The organism is Streptomyces sp. CA-210063, from assembly GCF_024612015.1.
Lineage (GTDB): Bacteria > Actinomycetota > Actinomycetes > Streptomycetales > Streptomycetaceae > Streptomyces.
On sequence record NZ_CP102512.1, the window covers coordinates 5403849 to 5423017 of the forward strand.

Sequence of the window (19169 nt, forward strand, 5' to 3'; positions counted from 1 at the left end):
AGTTGGTGCGGTGGGGCGGACGGGAATCAGACGGCGGTCTTCTCGGGCTCGGCGGCCTGTTCGCCATCGGCGAGGGCGGCGAGGAAGCGCTCGGCGTCGAGGGCGGCGGAGCAGCCGGTGCCGGCCGCGGTGATCGCCTGGCGGTACGTGTGGTCGACGACGTCACCGGCGCCGAAGACACCGGTCAGGTTCGTCCGGGTCGACGGGGCGGCCACCTTCAGGTAGCCCTCGTCGTCCAGGTCGAGCTGACCCTTGAAGAGTTCCGTGCGCGGGTCGTGACCGATCGCGATGAACAGACCTGTCACCGGCAGCTCGGACGTCTCGCCCGTCTTGAGGTTGCGCAGCTTCAGTCCGGCGAGCTTCTGGTCGCCCTGGATCTCGGCGACCTCGCTGTCCCACACGAAGGAGATCTTCGGGTCGGCGAACGCGCGCTCCTGCATCGCCTTGGACGCACGCAGTGTGTCCCGACGGTGGACGACGGTCACGGACTTGGCGAACCGGGACAGGAAGGTGGCCTCCTCCATCGCGGTGTCGCCGCCGCCGATCACGGCGATGTCCTGGTCCTTGAAGAAGAACCCGTCACAGGTGGCGCACCAGGAGACACCGCGGCCGGAGAGGGCATCCTCGTTGGGAAGCCCGAGCTTGCGGTGCTGGGAGCCCGTGGTGACGATGACCGCCTTGGCACGGTGCACGGTACCTGCGGTGTCCGTGACGGTCTTGACCTCGCCGCTCAGGTCGACGTCGACGATGTCGTCCGGGATGAGCTCGGCACCGAAGCGCTCGGCCTGGGCGCGCATGTTGTCCATGAGGTCGGGGCCCATGATGCCGTCCCGGAAGCCGGGGAAGTTCTCCACGTCGGTGGTGTTCATCAGCGCGCCGCCTGCGGTGACGGCGCCCTCGAACACCAGTGGCTTCAGCGACGCGCGCGCGGTGTAGAGCGCCGCCGTGTAGCCGGCGGGCCCGGAGCCGATGATGATCACGTTACGGACGTCGCTCACGGCTTGATTCCTCGTCTCTGGAGACTGCTGCGTAGTGCCGGCGGGAGCTGCTCTCGGAACTCTCACCCGACCCAACGGATCCTAAGGGGCGTGCATTCCCGGTGTGTCCGGGCACACGGAGACGGGGCACACCGCACAGGGATGCCAGGGGTGGCACGGTGAGCACGCGACAGTGCTCAGGGGCGAGGGTAGGACTGCTTCAACAGAACCTCGCCGGCGGGTTCCGAGGACTTGCCGATGCAGGAGGCGTCGACGACGTATGCCATGACGCGTGAGGTGTCGGCGCTGTCGGACAGCAGGACGAGATATGCGTCCGCCCCTTGGTAGGTCCCGGACTCGGCCGCGATGGCAGTCGTGATGTCGCCGATGCCCTTCGCGATGCAGGGTGGCACATCTGTCGTGCGCTTCGCGGTCGGGTTCGCCGCAGACGAGTCCGGCGTAGCGGGGATGGTGGCGGCGCCGAGGGTGTCCCTGCCCGGTGAGTCCTTGGTCTTGGTATCGCCCAGTAGATCCGCCACTCGCTTCTCCATCTTGACGCCGGAGAAAGAGTCGGAAGCCTGGCTCTGAGCCGCTGAGGGGTTGTCTCCGGAGCCGTTGCCACTCATCGACTGGAGCAGCAAGGTGCCGAAACCCAGGGCTGCAGCGGTGAAGGCGGCCGCGAGAACCGTCGTGCGGCGGGATCGGCGCTTGGAGCTCGGGCGGCCAGGCCCGGTGGACGCGCGGGAGTGACCCGTGGGGCGATCCGCTGCGGGCGATGTTTCACGTGAAACATGCACGGCGTCGTGCTCGTCCGACGCGGCACCGGAGGAGCCGGTCGTAACCTTCGCGGAGTCGAGATCGTCTGCCGTGGAGTTGAGGAGGGCTTCGGCGGCCAGGGCAGCGTCGATCCGCCCCGCTACATCGTCGGGCATACGGGGAGGGCCGGGCAGGGTGCCGAGCACGCTGCGGATCTCCTCCAGCGAGGCGTACACGTCGGCGCAGAGGGGGCACTCGTCCAGGTGCTGACGGACATCCGAAGTGCGGGACGGCGGGAGCAGACCCTCGGTGAGGTCGGAGATCTCCGCGACATCCGGGTGCCCGGCCGTGTCGGTCGTGGATGTCACGCTCGCCCACCTCCGCCCTTCACAGCAGCTGAATCGCTTGTCCCTGCATCATGTGGTCCTGCTGCGGGTGGGACGGATGTCCCCTGCGTCCGGTTCCTTCCGCGCCCCGACTTTTTGCCGCCGTCACCCTCGCCATCCGTACGGAGATGGGTCAGGAGCGGCAGAAGTCTGGCTCTGCCACGGGCACAGCGGCTCTTCACCGTGCCGGTCGGCACGTCGAGGATCCGTGCGGCCTCGGCCACCGGGTAGCCCTGCATGTCCACCAGGACGAGTGCCGCCCGCTGGTCCTGCGGCAGGGTGCCCAGAGCCTCCAGCAGCTGGCGGTGCAGATCGTTGCGCTCGGCCGGAGCGGATGCCGACTCATGCGGCTCCAGGAGCTGCTCCAGGCGCTCGGTGTCGTCGACGGGCGAGGTCTTGCGGGAGGCCGCCTTGCGGGCACGGTCCAGGCAGGCGTTCACCGTGATGCGGTGCAGCCAGGTTGTGACGGCCGCCTGGCCGCGGAAGGTGTGGGCGGCCCGGTAGGCGGACACCAGCGCGTCCTGGACGGCGTCGGCGGCCTCCTCACGGTCCCCGAGCGTCCGCAGGGCCACCGCCCACAGCCGGTCCCGGTGCCGGCGTACAAGTTCGCCGAAGGCATCGGGGTCGCCCTCGACGTGCCGGGCCAGGAGGTCCTGATCGCTTACCCCGCTGTGATCAGCGCTGTGCGCCATCGGACCCCCTCCCTCGGTGAGCTCTCAGCCCGTGAACTTCACGTCGGTGATCGCCTGCTTGTAGCCGGCGTTACTGAACTGGTCACGGTCCGCGTTGGGCACATCGGTGAGCCAGACGAGAACGTACCGGGTTTTCACCGACTTCTTGGCCGAGATCTTCAGTTCCGTCCCACTCGTCTTGTTCGTGGCGATCTTCGTCATGGAGCTGAGCGGAGCGGAAGACGACAGGGAGTCGGCCGCGTAGAGCGTGGCCGTGGTGTGGTCGCCGGTGTAGTACAGCCCTATCGAGGCTGCCGACACCTCCTGGACCGAACCGAGGTCGTAGACGATGCCGACGCCCTGCTTGAACGGCGCCAGCGTGGGGCCGGCGTTGTAGGAGTAGGTCCGCCAGTAGGTCGACGTGCTGTTGTCGTACGTCAGATCCGCGTCGTCCGCGTGCTGCGGCTTGCCGTCCGGGTAGTACTCGGCGGCGTCCTTGATGCTGAGCGTCGTGACGGGCTTGGCCTTGTCGGTGCCCTTGTCGTTGCCGTCCGCGGTCTGGCTCGTGTCCGGCTCGCTGGACTGGCCCCCGCGGGCCATGAGCGCGTCGGCGAGCTGCCAGCTGCCGAGACCGAGCGCGGCGATCAGCAGCGCCGAGACAGCCCACTTGAGGGCCTTGCCGGTACGGCTCTGCAGCGGAGGCGGCGGGGCGGGCAGCGGCTGGGTGACGCCCCCATGCGGCGCCTGACGCCCGTACGTCCCCTGCTGGTACGTCGTGCGCTGGTACTCGGGCGGCGCGGTGAACGCGGGCTCCGGCGGGCGGATGCGGGGCATCTCACCGATCGCCTTCACCAGTTCCTCCGGCGTCGTGCACGGAGACTCGTGGCGGGAAGCTGTGGCGCCGTCGTTGACGAGCGCACGCATGGCGAGCTCCGACAGGCCCCTGTGGACGCCCGCCCGGACCTGGTCGGGTGCGATGAGCCCGACACCCTTGGGGAGCCCGGAGAGGCCGTGCGCGTCGTTCTCGTAAGGCCAGCGCTGGGTGAGCGCCGCGTACAGCAGTGCGCCGATCGCCTCGGTGTCCGTGCGCTGCGGGGTGTCCGAGCCGATGCCGCGCAGCGCGGCGTTCACCGCGAGACCGCGGATGCGCCACTGCCCGGAGGCGGAGCGCAGCACGGCGCTCGGGTTGAGCCGCAGATGGGAGAGTCCCTCGCGGTGCGCGGCGGCCATGGCGTGGGAGACCTGGGTGACCATCTGGTACGCGTCGTGCGGCTCCAGCGGGCCGGAGGCCAGCAGCGCCGTCAGTTCCGTGGCGTCGGGAAGCCACTCGTGCACCACGTACACGAGGTCGTTCTCCTCGACCGCGTCCAGCACCTGGACGAAGCGGGGATCACCCAGCAGCGCCGAGGAGCGGGCCGCCGCCAGCACGGAACGAGCGCGCGCGTGGTCGGCGGGCAGCACGTGTACCCCAACCGCGCGACGCAGTTTCTCGTCCACTGCACGCCAACTGCTGAAACCGTCCAGACGGGTGACGCACTCTTCGAGGCGGTAGCGTCTGGCGAGTTTGTGGCCGCTGTGCAGTTCGGGCGGTGTCGTCTTGGAAGGGCTCTCGGAACCGCCGCTCCCTTGTGCCTCTTCGCTCGCCGAGCTTTCCGTGTCCCGCTCCCGGTTCTGGGCCTCCCCGTCGGCCGTGGACTGGTCCGCTTGTGCGGTCAGCGGCTTGTCGCCGCTGTTGTCTGCCACGTCGACGGCAGCCGTGCTCCGTTCCGCCACCGTCGTTCCTGCCTCCCCATCCGTTGAGCGCTCTGCGACGCCAAAGCCAATTGTGCCCACAGTCCGCCGCTATGAGCGACACGCGTCGGCGGACGATGGTTGTGCGCTTACCCAGCCTCAGCGCCCCAGCCGTCCGCGGACCATGCCGACCATCGAGTTGAGTTCTTCGATGCGCATGCGCCGCGCGGCGACGTAGAAGACACCGAGCAGAACGATTCCCCCTCCGACGAGTGCGAGCATCGAGCCTCCGACGCCCTGCCCCAGGGTCCGGCTGATGCCGTAGCAGGCCGCTCCGCTGAGCAGCGCCGCGGGCAGCGAGGCGATGGACAGCCGCGCGTACGTCCGCATGACCCTGGTGCCGTCCAGATCCCCGCCCAGCCGCTTGCGCAGCCGCTGCCAGGCGACGCCGACCCCGATCATGTAAGCCAGACCGTACGAGGCGGCCATGCCGACCACGGCCCAGCGGGCCGGGATCACGAAGAAACAGATCGCGGACGCGCTCGCGTTGACGGCGGCGACGATGACCGTGTTGTAGAACGGCGTCCGGGTGTCCTCGTACGCGTAGAAGGCGCGGAGGACGACGTACTGCACGGAGTACGGGATCAGGCCGAGCCCGAAGGCCATCAGCATGAAGCCCATGTTCGTGGCCGCGCTGGTGCCGGAGGAGCCGAAGATCAGCGTGCACATCGGGATGCCGAGCGCGACGAAGCCGAAGGCGATCGGCACGATGGCAACCGCTGTGGTGCGCAGACCCTGTGAGATGTCGTCACGGACGGCGCCGGTGTCGTCCTCGGCGGCCGAGCGCGAGATCCGCGGGAGCAGGGCCGCCATCAGGGACACCGTGATGATGGCCTGCGGTAGGCCCCAGATGAGCTGGGCGTTGGCGTAGGCGCTGAAACCGGTGCCGGCGATGTTCGTTTCGATGACCGCCGCTGTCGCCAGCTGGGTCACGACCAGGGCGCCCGCCTGGTTGGCGAGCACGAACAGGATCGTCCACTTGGCGAGCATCGCGGCCTTGCCGAGACCGTGGCCCTTCCAGTCGAAGCGCAGCCGCATCCGGAACCCGGTCTCCCGCAGGTACGGGATCATCGCCAGGGCCTGGACCACAAGGCCCAGGAGGATGCCGATACCGAGCAGCCGCTCACCCTCCGGAGGGATGTTCTCGACCGTCATGTGGGAGTCGGCCGCGCTGCCGTAGACCCAGAGGAACGCCCCGAGGGTGACGATGATGACGATGTTGTTGAGGACCGGCGTCCACATCATCGCGCCGAAGCGGCCACGGGCGTTGAGGATCTGACCCATCACCACGTGGATGCCCATGAAGAAGATCGAGGGCAGGAAGTACCGGGTGAAGGTGACGGCGACGTCGTTCGCCTCGGGGTTGGTGGCCAGGGGGGTCGACAGCGCGCGGACGAGGAGTGGTGCGGCGAACATGGCCAGCGCGGTGAGCAGACCGAGGATCACCATGACCAGGGTCAGCAGCCTGTTGGCGTACGCCTCTCCGCCGTCCTCGTCGTCCTTCATGGCGCGCACGAGCTGTGGCACGAAGACGGAGTTGAGACCACCGCCGACGGTCAGGATGTAGATCATTGTCGGCAGCTGGTAGGCGACTTGGAAGGACTCACCGAGAAGGGCGAGACCAAGCGCCGAGACGATCATCGCCGAGCGGATGAACCCCGTGAGGCGCGAGACCATGGTGCCCGCCGCCATCACGGCGCTCGACTTCAGCAGGCCCGAGGCCCGCCCGCCCTTCTTCGCCGCAGGCGCTGGTGTGGGATCCGGTGCGGGCTCCTCGTACTCCGAGCGCCCCGGACCGGGTGTCGGGGCGGGGCTCGGCCCGGGAACGGACGGCTGCCCCATGGGGGCGTGGCCGCCCTGCTGCTGATCCCGGAAGAGATGGGCGAACGCGTCCGGCTCGTGGCGCTCCTCCCCGGCCTGGGTCACCAGGTCGTCCACGCCGACGAACTGGGTCGTACGGGCGTCGTCGCCGTACGGCAGATGCCGCGTCGGCCCGTCCGGCTCGGGCGCCGGCGTCTGGGCCCACACGCGTGGGTCGGGGGTGTACTGAGGTGCCGACGGCTGCCCGTAGAGCGGCTGCTGCGGCTGGTAGGTGCCCGGAGCCGGCGGCGGGTGCGCGGCCCGGTCGTAGAGAGCCTCGGCCACCGGGTCCTGGGCGGCCAGATCCCGGGCGCGGTAGGGGTCCTGGTCGTAGGCGTCCTGGAGGTACATGTCCGCGGGGGGCTGCGGCGGCACCTGGCCCGGCCCGGGCAGCGGGCCGTCGGGATACCCCGAGTCGGCCGCGCCCTGGCCGCGGTCACCGTCGTACGGCGCGTTCATGGCTACCCCACCTCATCGTCCCCGGGCCCACCGGCCACGACAATCGCTCAACGGTCCACTCTCTCACCCGTGCCGGACGGGTCGGCGCTTTCCGGAGCGGTGTCCGGTGCCGGGTCACTCGCGTGCTCCGGCTCGTCTGCCCCGGACTTCACCGGGGACTCCTCCTCGGGAGTGTGTACGACTGAGGCGGCCTCGGCGTTCGCGTCCTCGTCCGGCGGGACGTCTTCCGAGGCGCTGTCGTCCGTTGAGGTTCCCTCCGACTCCAGCCGGGCGGCGGCGCGCTTGCGCTGGGTGTACATCCGGAATCCGGCGAGGACGAGGAGCAGGACGCCACCGGCGATGACCAGCATCACCGTGGGCGTGATCTCGGTGACGTTGACCGTGAAAGTGACCTCGTCACCATACTTCTCGCCGTCCGCCGTGTAGAGCTGGGCTACCACGGTGACTGGTCCGTTGGCCTCGGCGTTGGTCGTGAACTTCACCGACTCGCTGTGCCCGCCGGAGATGTCGACGGGCTGCTCGGCGAAGGACTTGTCATCGATCTTCAGACGCTTCGGGGACTTCGACGTGAGACGCAGCCTCAGGTTGTCGACACCCTGTACGAGGTTGTTCTGCACGGTCACGGGGATCGTCGCGCTGCGGCCCGAGAGCTTCGTCTCGGACTTCTCGATCAGCCGGACCTGGCTGGTGAGCGTGTCGAGGTATGACGTCGCAGTCCCATACAAGTCGTTGCGGTAGACCGCCGCCTCAACAGAGCGGCCCCGCCAGGAGGTGGACATCTCCCGGTCCATGGTTCTGCCGAAGGGCGTGACCACACGGGACGGATCGGAGAGGATCACCTTGAAGCGGTCGAGGCCGACCTGCGTGGCCTGGATCTCTTGGAACGCCGACTTCGGCAGCGCCTGTTTGCGCAGCGACGAGGGGTACGCCGAGGCCGACGGGATCTTGGTGTTGGCGCCCGGATCGGGCTTCGCGGCGGCGGCCGCGGACAGCTCCTGGGACTGAGACCAGGTTCCCCCCCGGAGCGCCGTCAGAGCCTGCGCCATCGTCTGCGCCTGGCTCGTGGACGGCATGCGCTGCGGGGCGATCACGAGGCTGCGCTGCTTGTTGTTCTGGAGGTCCGTCATCAGGCTCTGGGCGAGGAACCTCTGCACCGCCAGCGTGGAGCTCTCGGCCTTCGTCATGTCGCCCTGGAACGAGGTCGACAGCCGGGCGTCGGCGACCACGGCCGTGGTGCCGGCGCCGATGGGCCTGGCCGCGCTCGGCGTGTAGGACAGGCCGTTGTTCTCCTGCAGGCTGTCGCTGCGGGCGATCACCTTGTCGGCGCCCGCGGAGATGGCGACCTTGACGATCGACGGGTCCACGGCGCCGTTCACGGGCCAGGCGAAGTCGGTGTCCGGTACCACGCGGAGGATGTTCTGGACCGTGTCCGCGGCCACATCGGTGGCGTCCTTCAATCGGCTGAGGGAGCCGGTGATCGTCTTGCCGTTGTGCGCCAGCGCCGCGAGGTCGGGGTCGGCGAAGGGCAGGGCGATCACCTCTTCGCCCTGGACCGCCGTCTCCAGTTCCGCCAGCCATTCCTTGGCGACAGCCTGGTTCTTGCCCGCGACGGTGGCGCTGCCGCTCCGGACCCGGTAGCTCTCCGTCATTGCCACGACCGACGCCAGCAGGTCCGGATCGATCACCCAGGTGATGTCGAGGTCCTTGCCCAGCGTCAGCATCTGCTCCAGGCGTCCGCCCGCGGAGATCTCCTTGGCCAGGTCGTCGCTCAGGAAGACCGGCGTCTGCTGCTCGCCGGGACCGGTCTCGGCCGTCAGGTGGGTGGTGGAGATCAGCGGCCAGAGGTACGTCGTCTTCGTCTTCGTGCCCGCCTCGTCGGGCTGCCACGGCAGGAAGGTGCGCTGGATGCCGAGAACCTGGTCGTACGGAGCGGCGGAGGTCCTGCCCGAGAGCGAGACGCCCAGCTGGTAGACACCGTCCGAGCCGAGGTCCAGCTCCTTGACGGGCACCGAGATGGTGAAGGGCTGGGCCACACCGGACGCGAGCTTTGAGAACTTCTCCACGTACTTCCCGCCGACCTCCGTCCCGTCGGTGAACTGGTCGAAGCCGGTGCGCTTGGCCGCGTCGTCGATGGCCGAGCGGCCCGTCACGGCCGCCGAGGCCACGCGCAGGCCCACATGGGCGTCCGTGACCGTCTGCTTGCCCTTGTTCGTGACCGTGCCCGAGACGGTGATCGTGTCGCCGGCGGTGGGCACACTGGGGCTGAGCGAGTCCAGGGAGACCTCAACGGTGTTCGACCCCGTGGCGTCGGCCAGGGAGGCCTTCTGCGCCGCCTGAGCGTACGGGGCTGCGGGCAGCTGCAGCAGACCGGCCAGCAGCGGCACCCCGGCGAACAGCGCTCCGGTGCGCAGCAGCCACCGGCGGGCAGGTGAGGGACTCATCCCCTGGAAGTCTGCCGCCTCGGCCACGCGCTCGCCCGTCCCTCGTCGTCGTCAGTGGTCGTCGGAATGTGCGTCCACGCATGGTAACGATGCGCGCTGAGGGGAAGTGCCGCGGTCCGCTCGACAAGATCGGGGACGAGGCCGGGCTGTCCCTGTATGTGCACGTATCAAGAGGGTCGGCGATGGGGTCACCTGCGCGAAGCCCTTGTGCACGTTCAATGGAGGCGACCGCTGCCACCGGCGCCACGTACCCTTTTCTGTTGTGCCGAACGCCAACGAAGACATCAGTGCCCTGAGCCAGGTGCAGCGCCGCGCGGTGAGTGAACTGCTGCGGGTGTCCCCTGTCGCCGACGACCTCGCCCGCCGCTTCCAGGAAGCCGGGTTCTCGCTCGCCCTGGTCGGCGGTTCGGTCAGGGACGCGCTGCTCGGCCGGCTCGGCAACGACCTGGACTTCACGACGGACGCTCGCCCCGAGGAGGTGCTGAAGATCGTGCGCCCCTGGGCGGACGCCGTCTGGGAGGTCGGGATCGCCTTCGGCACGGTGGGGGCGCAGAAGGACGGATACCAGATAGAGGTCACGACCTACCGCTCCGAGGCGTACGACCGGACCTCGCGCAAGCCCGAGGTGTCGTACGGCGACTCGATCGAGGAAGACCTCGTCCGCCGTGACTTCACCGTGAACGCGATGGCGGTGGCGCTCCCCGAGAAGGAGTTCATCGACCCCCACGGTGGGCTCGAGGATCTCTCGGCGCGGGTACTGCGTACCCCCGGCACTCCTGAGGAGTCCTTCTCCGACGACCCGCTGCGCATGATGCGTGCCGCGCGGTTCGCCGCGCAGTTGGACTTCGAGGTGGCCGCCGAGGTCGTCACAGCGATGACCGACATGGCCGGCCGTCTCGAGATCGTCTCGGCGGAGCGGGTGCGGGACGAGCTGAACAAGTTGATCGTCTCCGCCCACCCCCGCAAGGGCCTGAGCCTGCTGGTCGACACGGACCTCGCTGAGTACGTCCTGCCCGAGCTGCCTGCACTGCGGCTGGAGCGTGACGAACACCACCGGCACAAGGACGTCTACGACCACACACTGATCGTGCTGGAGCAGGCGATCGCACTGGAGGACAGCGGACCGGACCTCACCCTCCGGCTCGCCGCGCTGCTGCACGACATCGGCAAGCCCCGCACGCGACGTTTCGAGGAGGACGGTCGGGTCTCCTTCCATCACCACGAGGTGGTGGGCGCCAAGATGACCAAGAAGCGCATGGCGGCCCTCAAGTACTCCAACGAGCTCATCAAGGATGTCTCGCGCCTGGTAGAACTCCACCTGCGCTTCCACGGGTACGGCACCGGTGAGTGGACGGACTCCGCCGTTCGCCGCTACGTGCGTGATGCGGGTCCTCTCCTCGACCGGCTCCACAAGCTGACCCGCTCCGACTGCACCACGCGGAACAAGCGCAAGGCGAACGCGCTGTCCCGCGCGTACGACGGTCTGGAGGAGCGCATCGCCCAGCTTCAGGAGCAGGAGGAGCTGGACGCCATCCGCCCGGATCTCGACGGCAACCAGATCATGGAGATCCTGGGCGTCGGACCCGGCCCGGTGATCGGGCAGGCGTACAAGTTCCTGCTGGAGCTGCGGCTGGAGAACGGACCGATGGAACACGACGAGGCGGCGGCGGCACTCAAGGACTGGTGGGCCCAGGTACCGCAGGTTTCATGACGGCAGGTCCTCCGCCTCCTTCGGAGGGCAAGCAGTGCGGCGCGATGTTTCACGTGAAACATCGCGCCGCACTGCTGTGTCGCGGGTTCGACAAGGGTGGCGCAGTCGTTGGAGGGGCGATGTTTCACGTGAAACATCGCCGCCCCACATCAGTGCCGCCTCGATACCCCGAACCGAGCCATGGTCGCAGCGCTCACCGCATAGATCACGGCCACGGTCATCACCAGAGCAACCGAGCGGCCGTCGGGAGGGAGCATCAGGGCGGCCACGGCGGCGGCGCCGACGAAGGCCACATTGAACAGGACGTCGTAGAGAGAGAAGATCCGGCCCCGGTAGCCGTCGGCGACAGAGGACTGGACGATCGTGTCCGTGGAGATCTTCGCCCCCTGCGTGACGAGGCCCAGGACGAATGCCGCGATCAATATGGGTACTTCCGTGAAAGGCAGGCCGAGGGCCGGTTCCAGCACAGCGGCGACCGCGGAGCAGATGACGATCCAGAGGCCCGGCCCCAACCGCTCGGCTGCCCAGGGCGTCATCACCGCCGCGGTGAAGAACCCCGCCCCCGAGACACCCACGGCGAGGCCGAGAAGGGCCAACCCCTCATCCGAGCCGGAGTTGTCCGAGGCCCAGGCATACCGGCAGAGCATGAGCACCATGACCGTCAGGGCGCCGTAGCAGAACCGCATCAGCGTCATGGAGGCCAACGACCAGGCCGCTGCCCGACGTCCGGGCTCGGCGAGATGCCGTACACCCGCCGCCAGGCCCCGTGCCGTGCCGGCGAGTGCCGTGCCCAGCCGCGGCTGCACCAATTCAGGGTCCGGGCCGAGCAGTTCCCGGGCGATGCGCAGTGAGGCCAGGGCCGCGCAGAGGTAGAGGGCCGAGCCGACGAGGACCACCGCGGCGTCGGAGTCCGAGGTCACCAGTCGTACGACGAAGGCGAGTCCGCCGCCCGCGGTCGCGGCGAGTGTCCCGGCCGTCGGGGAGAGGGAGTTGGCGACTACCAGGCGATCGGCATCCACCACGCGGGGCAGGGCGGCGGAGAGCCCCGCCAGGACGAAGCGGTTGACCGCCGTGACGCACAGAGCGGAGACGTAGAAGAGCCAGTCGGGTACGTGGCTCAAGATCAGGACGGCTGTCACGGATGCCAGCAGGGCGCGCAACAGGTTGCCGTAGAGCAGCATCTGGCGGCGCCGCCAGCGGTCCAGCAGAACGCCCGCGAAGGGGCCGACGAGGGAGTACGGAAGGAGCAGGACCGCCATCGCGGAGGCGATCGCGGCCGCCGACGTCTGCCTCTCGGGCGAGAAGACCACGTACGTGGCGAGCGCGACCTGATAGACGCCGTCGGCGCCCTGGGACAGCAGCCGTACGGCCAGAAGGCGTCGGAAGTCCCGGAAGCGGAGCAGGACGCGCAGGTCGCGCACGACGGACATGGGCACAGCCTCACATACGGAGAGGGCCCCCGGGCACATGACCCGGAGACCCTCAACAGCCACTACGAACGCCTGGTCAGCGCTCGACCTCGCCCTTGATGAACTTCTCGACGTTCTCGCGGGCCTCGTCGTCGAAGTACTGCACCGGCGGGGACTTCATGAAGTACGAGGACGCCGACAGGATCGGGCCGCCGATGCCGCGGTCCTTGGCGATCTTCGCTGCGCGCAGTGCGTCGATGATGACGCCGGCGGAGTTCGGGGAGTCCCAGACCTCGAGCTTGTACTCCAGGTTCAGCGGGACGTCACCGAAGGCGCGCCCCTCGAGGCGGACGTACGCCCACTTGCGGTCGTCGAGCCAGGCCACGTAGTCGGACGGGCCGATGTGGACGTTGTCAGCACCCATGTCGCGGTCGCGGATCTGGGAGGTGACAGCCTGCGTCTTGGAGATCTTCTTGGACTCCAGGCGGTCGCGCTCGAGCATGTTCTTGAAGTCCATGTTGCCGCCGACGTTCAGCTGCATCGTGCGGTCCAGGACGACGCCCCGGTCCTCGAACAGCTTCGCCATGACGCGGTGCGTGATGGTGGCACCGACCTGCGACTTGATGTCGTCACCGACGATCGGGACGCCCGCCTCGGTGAACTTGTCCGCCCACTCCTTGGTGCCGGCGATGAAGACCGGGAGGGCGTTGACGAAGGCGACCTTGGCGTCGATGGCGCACTGGGCGTAGAACTTCGCCGCGTCCTCGGAACCGACGGGCAGGTAGCAGACGAGGACGTCGACCTGCTTGTCCTTGAGGATCTGGACCACGTCGACCGGGGCCTCGGCGGACTCCTCGATGGTCTCGCGGTAGTACTTGCCGAGGCCGTCGAGAGTGTGGCCGCGCTGCACGGTCACACCGGTGCTCGGCACGTCACAGATCTTGATGGTGTTGTTCTCGGAGGCGCCGATGGCGTCCGCGAGATCGAGACCGACCTTCTTGGCGTCGACATCGAAGGCGGCAACGAACTCCACGTCACGGACGTGATAGTCACCGAACTGCACGTGCATGAGGCCCGGCACCCTCGACGCCGGGTCGGCGTCCTTGTAGTACTCGACTCCCTGCACCAGCGACGCGGCGCAGTTGCCCACACCGACGACGGCTACGCGAACCGAACCCATTCCGGTTGCTCCCTGTGTGTACGAGTGAGGTCCTGGCAGGGACCTCACGTGGTGGTGTCGCCGGGCGCATCCGGACCGGGGCTGTCCCCGGGCCGGGGCAGGGCGCCCGGCGCTCCCTCTGTGGTGTCGCGAGCAGGTTCTCCGTGGACGGGGCCCTTCAGGTCCCGGCCCGCCCGCTCGCTCTCGATGAGCTCGTTCAGCCAGCGCACTTCGCGCTCCACGGACTCCATCCCGTGGCGCTGGAGCTCAAGCGTGTAGTCGTCGAGGCGCTCGCGGGTGCGTGCCAGAGAGGCGCGCATCTTCTCCAGCCGTTCCTCCAAACGGCTCCGACGGCCCTCCAGGACGCGCATGCGCACATCACGGGAGGTCTGCCCGAAGAACGCGAAGCGAGCGGCGAAGTGCTCGTCCTCGTAGGCGTCGGGACCCGTCTGCGAGAGCAGCTCCTCGAAGTGCTCCTTACCTTCTCCCGTCAACCGATAGACGATCTTGGCGCGGCGACCCGTGAGTGGGGCGGCGGCAGCATCGTCCGGGGTACCCCCCGATTCCTCGATCAACCAGCCGTTGGCGACCAGCGTCTTGAGACAGGGGTAGAGCGTCCCGTAGCTGAACGCACGGAACACACCCAGTGACGTGTTGAGTCGTTTCCGCAGCTCATAGCCGTGCATCGGGGCCTCGCGGAGCAGGCCGAGGACAGCGAACTCGAGTATTCCGGAGCGCCGGCTCATCGTCGCCTCCCCTCTCCCGCTGGCCCTGTCGGCACGCTTTATGCCGAGCTGATGTATCGACTCGATACATCCAGACGATAGAACGCCCCTACGGATGCGACAAGTGGGGACGCGGTGAACGGGATCACATCACCGATTAGTAGGAAGTAAGTTGCCTGATTTGGGGTGAAGTTCGGTGCTCAGTAGGTTTTGGCGGTGCGTAGTCTGTGCGGCATGCACACCACTGGGAGCCGAGTGACGTTTGAGCACGTCGTCGTCCTAGGTGCGGTACGGATGAATGCCAACACGACCGCATCCGTACTTCGGGGGGACCGGAAACCAGCCGCCGTTTCCAGGCGCGCACGGGTGCGCCTGCCCGAGGAGTAGTCGTTCGATGAGCGAGCACCGTCGCAAACCGCCGCAGCCGCAGGGAGGCGGACGTGCCGCGGCCCGACGCGGCCAGTCGGCGTCCTCCGGCCGCCGCGCGGCACCGCGGGGCGCCACCGGGTCACTTTCCGACACCTATGGCTCGGGAGGTGAGGAGACCCAGTACGAGGGCCGTGCCGCGGCTCGACGGGCGGCGCAGAGAAGCACCGGCGTCGGTCCGGGCGGTGGCCGCCGTAGAGCGGCCGAGCCTGCCGGGCGCGGCCCGGGCCGTGGGCGCGCCGCTCCGCCCGGCAAGAAGCGATTTATCGACTATCCGCGTGCCGGTAAGTACGGCGCGATGCGCTGGGTGCCGTCCTGGCGCCAGGTGACAGGGTTGTTCATCGGGTTCTTCGGGTGCCTGGTGGCGGCCGCCGGCATCGGGTACGCGGTCGTGGCCGTACCCAACCCGGCCGAGGCCGCGACGGCGCAGAACAACGTCTACTACTGGTCGGACGGCTCGCAGATGGTCGCGACAGGTGGTGAGGTCAACCGCCAGATCATCGCGTACGAGAAGATCCCCAAGGCGATGCGCTACGCCGTCATGTCGGCCGAGAACAAGACGTTCGAGACCGACAGCGGCGTCGACCCGATGGGTATCGCCCGTGCCGTCGTCAACATGGCCAAGGGCGGTCAGACGCAGGGTGGTTCGACCATCACCCAGCAGTACGTGAAGAACGCCATGCTCGACGATCAGTCGCAGACGCTGTCCCGGAAGGTGAAGGAACTCTTCATCTCGGTGAAGGTGGGCGCCTCCGTCGACAAGGACGAGATCATGCGGGGCTACCTGAACACGGCCTACTTCGGCCGTGGCGCCTACGGTCTTCAGGCAGCCGCCCGTACGTACTTCGGCAAGGACGCGGAGAAGCTCAACCCGAGCGAGTGTGCCTTCCTCGCCGCCGTTCTCAAGGGCGCGACCTACTACGACCCGGCCGGAGCGACGTCGATCGACCCGGCGGCCACGGCACAGGCGAACACCAAGCGGGCCACGGAACGCTGGCGCTGGATCCTCGACGAGATGGTCAAGGACAAGCGTCTTTCGGCAGCCGACCGGGCCAAGTACCCCGATTTTCCCAAGATCCAGCCTCCTCGCTCCAACGCTCAGCTGGGCGGCCAGATCGGTTACCTCGTCGACACGGCCAAGGGCTACATCCTCAACAACACCGACATCACGCAGAACGAACTCGAGCAGGGCGGCTACGAGATCCATACGACCTTCAACAAGAACAAGGTCAAGGAACTCGAGAAGGCCGTGGCGAAGGTCCGTAAGGAGAACATCAAGCCGGACAAGCGCCCGGAGACCGACACCCATGTGCAGTTCGGTGGCGCGTCGGTGAATCCGAAGTCGGGTGCGATCGAGGCGATCTACGGTGGCGAGGACGCCACCAAGCACTTCACCAACAACGCCGACGTCACCGGCGCCCAGGTCGGTTCGACGTTCAAGCCCTTCGTCCTGGCGGCAGCCATGACCTGGGGCAAGCGTGATCCCGCTCTCGATCAGGACCAAGCGCAGGACGAGCGCACCATCGTCTCGCCGAAGAGCCTCTACAGCGGCAAGAACAACCTCAAGATCAAGGACTACAACGGCGACATCTGGACCAACGAAGAGGGCAAGGAGTGGCTGCAGGCCAACGACGACGACGAGTCGTACGGCAGCCCGCCGAAGTACCAGATCGACCTCCGCGAGGCGATGCGGGTTTCGGCGAACTCCGCCTTCGTGCAGTTGGGCATGGACGTCGGTCTGGACCGGGTGAAGGAAGCGGCCATGGAGGCAGGCCTCAAGGAGGGCAGCCTCACCGGCACGAGCTACCCGTCCTTCTCGATCGGTATCTCCGATCCCAGTGCGATCCGTATGGCGGGTTCGTACGCGACCTTCGCCGCCAGCGGCAAGCAGAACGACCCGTTCTCGGTCAAGACGGTCGAGCACGAGGGTCTGACCATGTTCGACCACGAGGAGATCGCCGAGTCCAAGCGGGCCTTCACGTCGGAGGTCGCCGACAACGTCACCGACGTCCTCAAGACCGTCGTCGACGAGGGAACCGGTACGTCGGCCCAGCTGACCGGTCGGGAGGTGGCGGGCAAGACCGGTACCACCGACGGCAACAAGTCGGCCTGGTTCGTCGGGTACACGCCGCAGTTGTCCACCGCGATCAGCATGTACCGCATGGACGACGATGAGTCGAACAAGAACCGGACGTTCTTGGAGATGTACGGCACGGGTGGCCAGGAGACGATCCACGGTGCCTCGTTCCCGGCCGAGATCTGGCACGACTACATGGAGGACGCGCTCAAGGGCGTGGCGCCGGAGGACTTCCCGGAGCCCGAGCCGATCGGTGTGATCGTCAACGACGATCCGGACCCGACGCCGACCCCGACGGTGACCGAGTCGGAGGAGGAGAGCCCCGAGCCCAGCCCGACGCCGTCCGAGAGCGAGGTCCTGCCCTCACCGACGCCCAGCGAGTCCTGTAACAACCCGTTCAACCCCACGTGTGAGGACCCGGGCGGTACGGACACGGGCGGTACGGACACCGGTGGCACCGATGGTGGGGTGACCGCGACACCGACGGAGTCGGAGGACGATACGAGAGGCAACCAGAACGGGGGTCTCTTCGGGGGCTCCACCGGGTAGCTCCCCGTCCGGCAGAACGTGTTTCACGTGAAACAAGGGCCACCGCACCGATCAGGTGTGGTGGCCCTTGTCGTGTCCGCCGAGACTGGGGCAGAGCAGTTGAGATGCGTTTCACGTGAAACATGGGCTGTCGCGTGCGACGGGATGCGGTGGTCCTCGGCGTATTCCTAGACGCGTACGGCAGGATGTGCGGCATGCCCAGTGCAGAGACGACGCGAGTGAGCGTGGATGAGCCGGAGCCGGTGCGGCCGACCAAGGAGGACGAGGTCGCTGCCACCGGCAGTGAGCTGATCGGCGGCCCGATCGGGCGGCGGGCGCTGCTCGGCACGTCCTGGTGGACGCCGGTACGGGTTGTCGCGCTGGTGGCCATCGGCATGTTCGCGCTCGGCATGGTGCAGAAGCTGCCCTGCTACGACGGTGCCTGGTTCTTCGGAGCCAGCTCCCAGTACACGCACGCGTGCTACTCGGACATCCCGCATCTCTACCAGGGGCGTGGCTTCGCCGACGGGCTCGTGCCGTACTTCGACAAGATCCCCGGCGACATGGAGTACCTCGAGTACCCGGTGTTGACAGGTGTGTTCATGGAGGTCGCCGCCTGGCTCACCCCGGGCAGCGGCACCATCCAGGAACAAGAGCAGTGGTACTGGATGGTCAATGCCGGAATGCTCATGGTGTGCGCGGCGGTCATCGCCGTCTGCTGCGCGCGCATTCATCGCCGGCGCCCCTGGGACGGCCTTCTGGTGGCCCTGGCGCCCGCTTTCGCGCTGACCGCGACCATCAACTGGGACCTTCTCGCCGTGGCCCTGCTGGCCGCCGCGATGCTGATGTGGTCGCGGCAGCGTCCCCTCGCCTTCGGTGTGCTGATCGGTCTCGCCACCGCCGCCAAGTTCTACCCGTTCCTGGTGCTCGGACCGCTCTTCGTGCTGTGCTGGCGGGCGGGCAAGTGGCGTGCGTACATGACCGCGCTGCTCGGTGCCGTCGGGGCCTGGCTCGCGGTGAATCTTCCGGTGATGCTCCTGGCCCCGGACGGGTGGGCGAAGTTCTATCGCTTCAGTCAGGAGCGCGGCGTCGACTTCGGTTCCTTCTTCCTCGTCATCGCGCAGCGGATGAACATCCAGATCACCGCCGAGACGGCGAACGCGTACGCGATGGTCTCGATGGTGCTCGTCTGCGCGGGCATCGCCGCGCTCACGCTGACCGCCCCGCGCCGCCCGCGCTTCGCCCAGCTCGCGTTCCTGATCGTCGCGGCCTTCATCCTCACCAACAAGGTCTACTCGCCGCAGTACGTGCTCTGGCTGGTGCCCCTCGCGGCGCTGGCCCGGCCCCGCTGGCGGGACTTCCTGATCTGGCAGGCGTGCGAGGTCGCGTACTTCCTGGGGATCTGGATGTACCTCGCGTACACGACCAGCGGCGAGGCCCACAAGGGCCTGCCTGTCGAGGGCTACCAACTTGCCATCGTGGCCCATTTGCTGGGGACTCTCTACCTGTGTGTCGTCGTCGTACGCGACATCTTCATGCCGGAGCGGGACACGGTGCGCCGGGCCGGTGACGACGATCCGTCCGGCGGGGTGCTCGACGGCGCGGAGGACGTTCATGTGTACGGCGCCGCGGCCCATCCCCCGCGGCACGCGATGCACTTCGAGGGGCCGCAGGTGGAGTGGGGCAGCCGTGACCCTGAGGACCGTTCGCCCTGAGTGAACAGAGCCTGGAGGGATCACGCGGAAGGCCGTACACGAGGTTCTCGTGTACGGCCTTCCGCGTGGCACCGCGGG

12 protein-coding genes are annotated in these 19169 nt (G+C 67.9%); 3 read left to right on the forward strand and 9 right to left on the reverse strand.

What is annotated here, in order from left to right; translation table 11 throughout:
• Positions 1–26: 26 nt before the first annotated feature.
• The 6 genes from trxB to JIX56_RS23530 form a co-directional block, all read right to left on the reverse strand.
• Entirely contained in the window at positions 27–998 is a 972-nt protein-coding gene (gene trxB, locus JIX56_RS23505) for a thioredoxin-disulfide reductase (protein ID WP_257543254.1), read from the reverse strand.
• Between the two features lie 176 nt (positions 999–1174).
• Complete coding sequence (locus JIX56_RS23510; protein WP_257543256.1) at positions 1175–2101, reverse strand: anti-sigma factor family protein; 927 nt, start codon at positions 2099–2101, stop codon at positions 1175–1177.
• On the reverse strand, positions 2098–2811 hold the full coding sequence (gene sigM, locus JIX56_RS23515; protein WP_257543258.1) for an RNA polymerase sigma factor SigM: 714 nt from the start codon (positions 2809–2811) through the stop codon (positions 2098–2100). Before sigM ends, JIX56_RS23510 begins: the two co-directional genes overlap by 4 nt.
• 24 nt (positions 2812–2835) lie before the next feature.
• Positions 2836–4563, reverse strand: coding sequence for a protein kinase family protein (locus JIX56_RS23520; RefSeq protein ID WP_257543260.1), 1728 nt, complete (start codon positions 4561–4563; stop codon positions 2836–2838).
• Between the two features lie 117 nt (positions 4564–4680).
• Positions 4681–6900 carry a murein biosynthesis integral membrane protein MurJ gene (gene murJ / locus JIX56_RS23525; protein ID WP_257543261.1) on the reverse strand — a complete coding sequence of 740 codons (2220 nt, stop codon included), beginning with the start codon at positions 6898–6900 and terminating at the stop codon, positions 4681–4683.
• A 47-nt stretch (positions 6901–6947) separates the two neighbouring features.
• The gene (locus JIX56_RS23530) at positions 6948–9368 is read right to left on the reverse strand and encodes a DUF6049 family protein (protein WP_257543262.1); all 2421 of its coding nucleotides are present in this window, start codon (positions 9366–9368) and stop codon (positions 6948–6950) included.
• A gap of 235 nt (positions 9369–9603) precedes the next feature.
• Here JIX56_RS23530 and JIX56_RS23535 point away from each other — a divergent pair, with 235 nt between their 5' ends.
• Complete coding sequence (locus tag JIX56_RS23535) at positions 9604–11052, forward strand: CCA tRNA nucleotidyltransferase (protein ID WP_257543264.1); 1449 nt, start codon at positions 9604–9606, stop codon at positions 11050–11052.
• A gap of 149 nt (positions 11053–11201) precedes the next feature.
• Here JIX56_RS23535 and JIX56_RS23540 read toward each other — a convergent pair whose 3' ends face one another.
• The 3 genes from JIX56_RS23540 to JIX56_RS23550 form a co-directional block, all read right to left on the reverse strand.
• Positions 11202–12482, reverse strand: coding sequence for an MFS transporter (locus JIX56_RS23540; RefSeq protein WP_257543266.1), 1281 nt, complete (start codon positions 12480–12482; stop codon positions 11202–11204).
• A 76-nt stretch (positions 12483–12558) separates the two neighbouring features.
• Positions 12559–13641, reverse strand: coding sequence for an inositol-3-phosphate synthase (locus JIX56_RS23545; RefSeq protein ID WP_257543268.1), 1083 nt, complete (start codon positions 13639–13641; stop codon positions 12559–12561).
• A 44-nt stretch (positions 13642–13685) separates the two neighbouring features.
• On the reverse strand, positions 13686–14366 hold the full coding sequence (locus tag JIX56_RS23550) for a PadR family transcriptional regulator (protein ID WP_257543270.1): 681 nt from the start codon (positions 14364–14366) through the stop codon (positions 13686–13688).
• A 373-nt stretch (positions 14367–14739) separates the two neighbouring features.
• Here JIX56_RS23550 and JIX56_RS23555 point away from each other — a divergent pair, with 373 nt between their 5' ends.
• A complete protein-coding gene (locus JIX56_RS23555; RefSeq protein ID WP_257543272.1) occupies positions 14740–17397 on the forward strand; it encodes a transglycosylase domain-containing protein in 2658 nt (885 codons plus the stop codon).
• Between the two features lie 194 nt (positions 17398–17591).
• A complete protein-coding gene (locus tag JIX56_RS23560) occupies positions 17592–19091 on the forward strand; it encodes a glycosyltransferase family 87 protein (protein ID WP_257543274.1) in 1500 nt (499 codons plus the stop codon).
• Positions 19092–19169: the final 78 nt, after the last annotated feature.

Bases quoted from the DNA above. Each gene is read 5' to 3' on its own strand.
- sigM (WP_257543258.1), bottom strand. From the start codon at position 2,811: ATGGCGCACAGCGCTGATCACAGCGGGGTAAGCGATCAGGACCTCCTG.
- murJ (WP_257543261.1), bottom strand. From the start codon at position 6,900: ATGAACGCGCCGTACGACGGTGACCGCGGCCAGGGCGCGGCCGACTCG.
- JIX56_RS23540 (WP_257543266.1), bottom strand. From the start codon at position 12,482: ATGTCCGTCGTGCGCGACCTGCGCGTCCTGCTCCGCTTCCGGGACTTC.
- JIX56_RS23545 (WP_257543268.1), bottom strand. From the start codon at position 13,641: ATGGGTTCGGTTCGCGTAGCCGTCGTCGGTGTGGGCAACTGCGCCGCG.
- JIX56_RS23550 (WP_257543270.1), bottom strand. From the start codon at position 14,366: ATGAGCCGGCGCTCCGGAATACTCGAGTTCGCTGTCCTCGGCCTGCTC.
- JIX56_RS23555 (WP_257543272.1), top strand. From the start codon at position 14,740: ATGAGCGAGCACCGTCGCAAACCGCCGCAGCCGCAGGGAGGCGGACGT.
- JIX56_RS23560 (WP_257543274.1), top strand. From the start codon at position 17,592: ATGCCCAGTGCAGAGACGACGCGAGTGAGCGTGGATGAGCCGGAGCCG.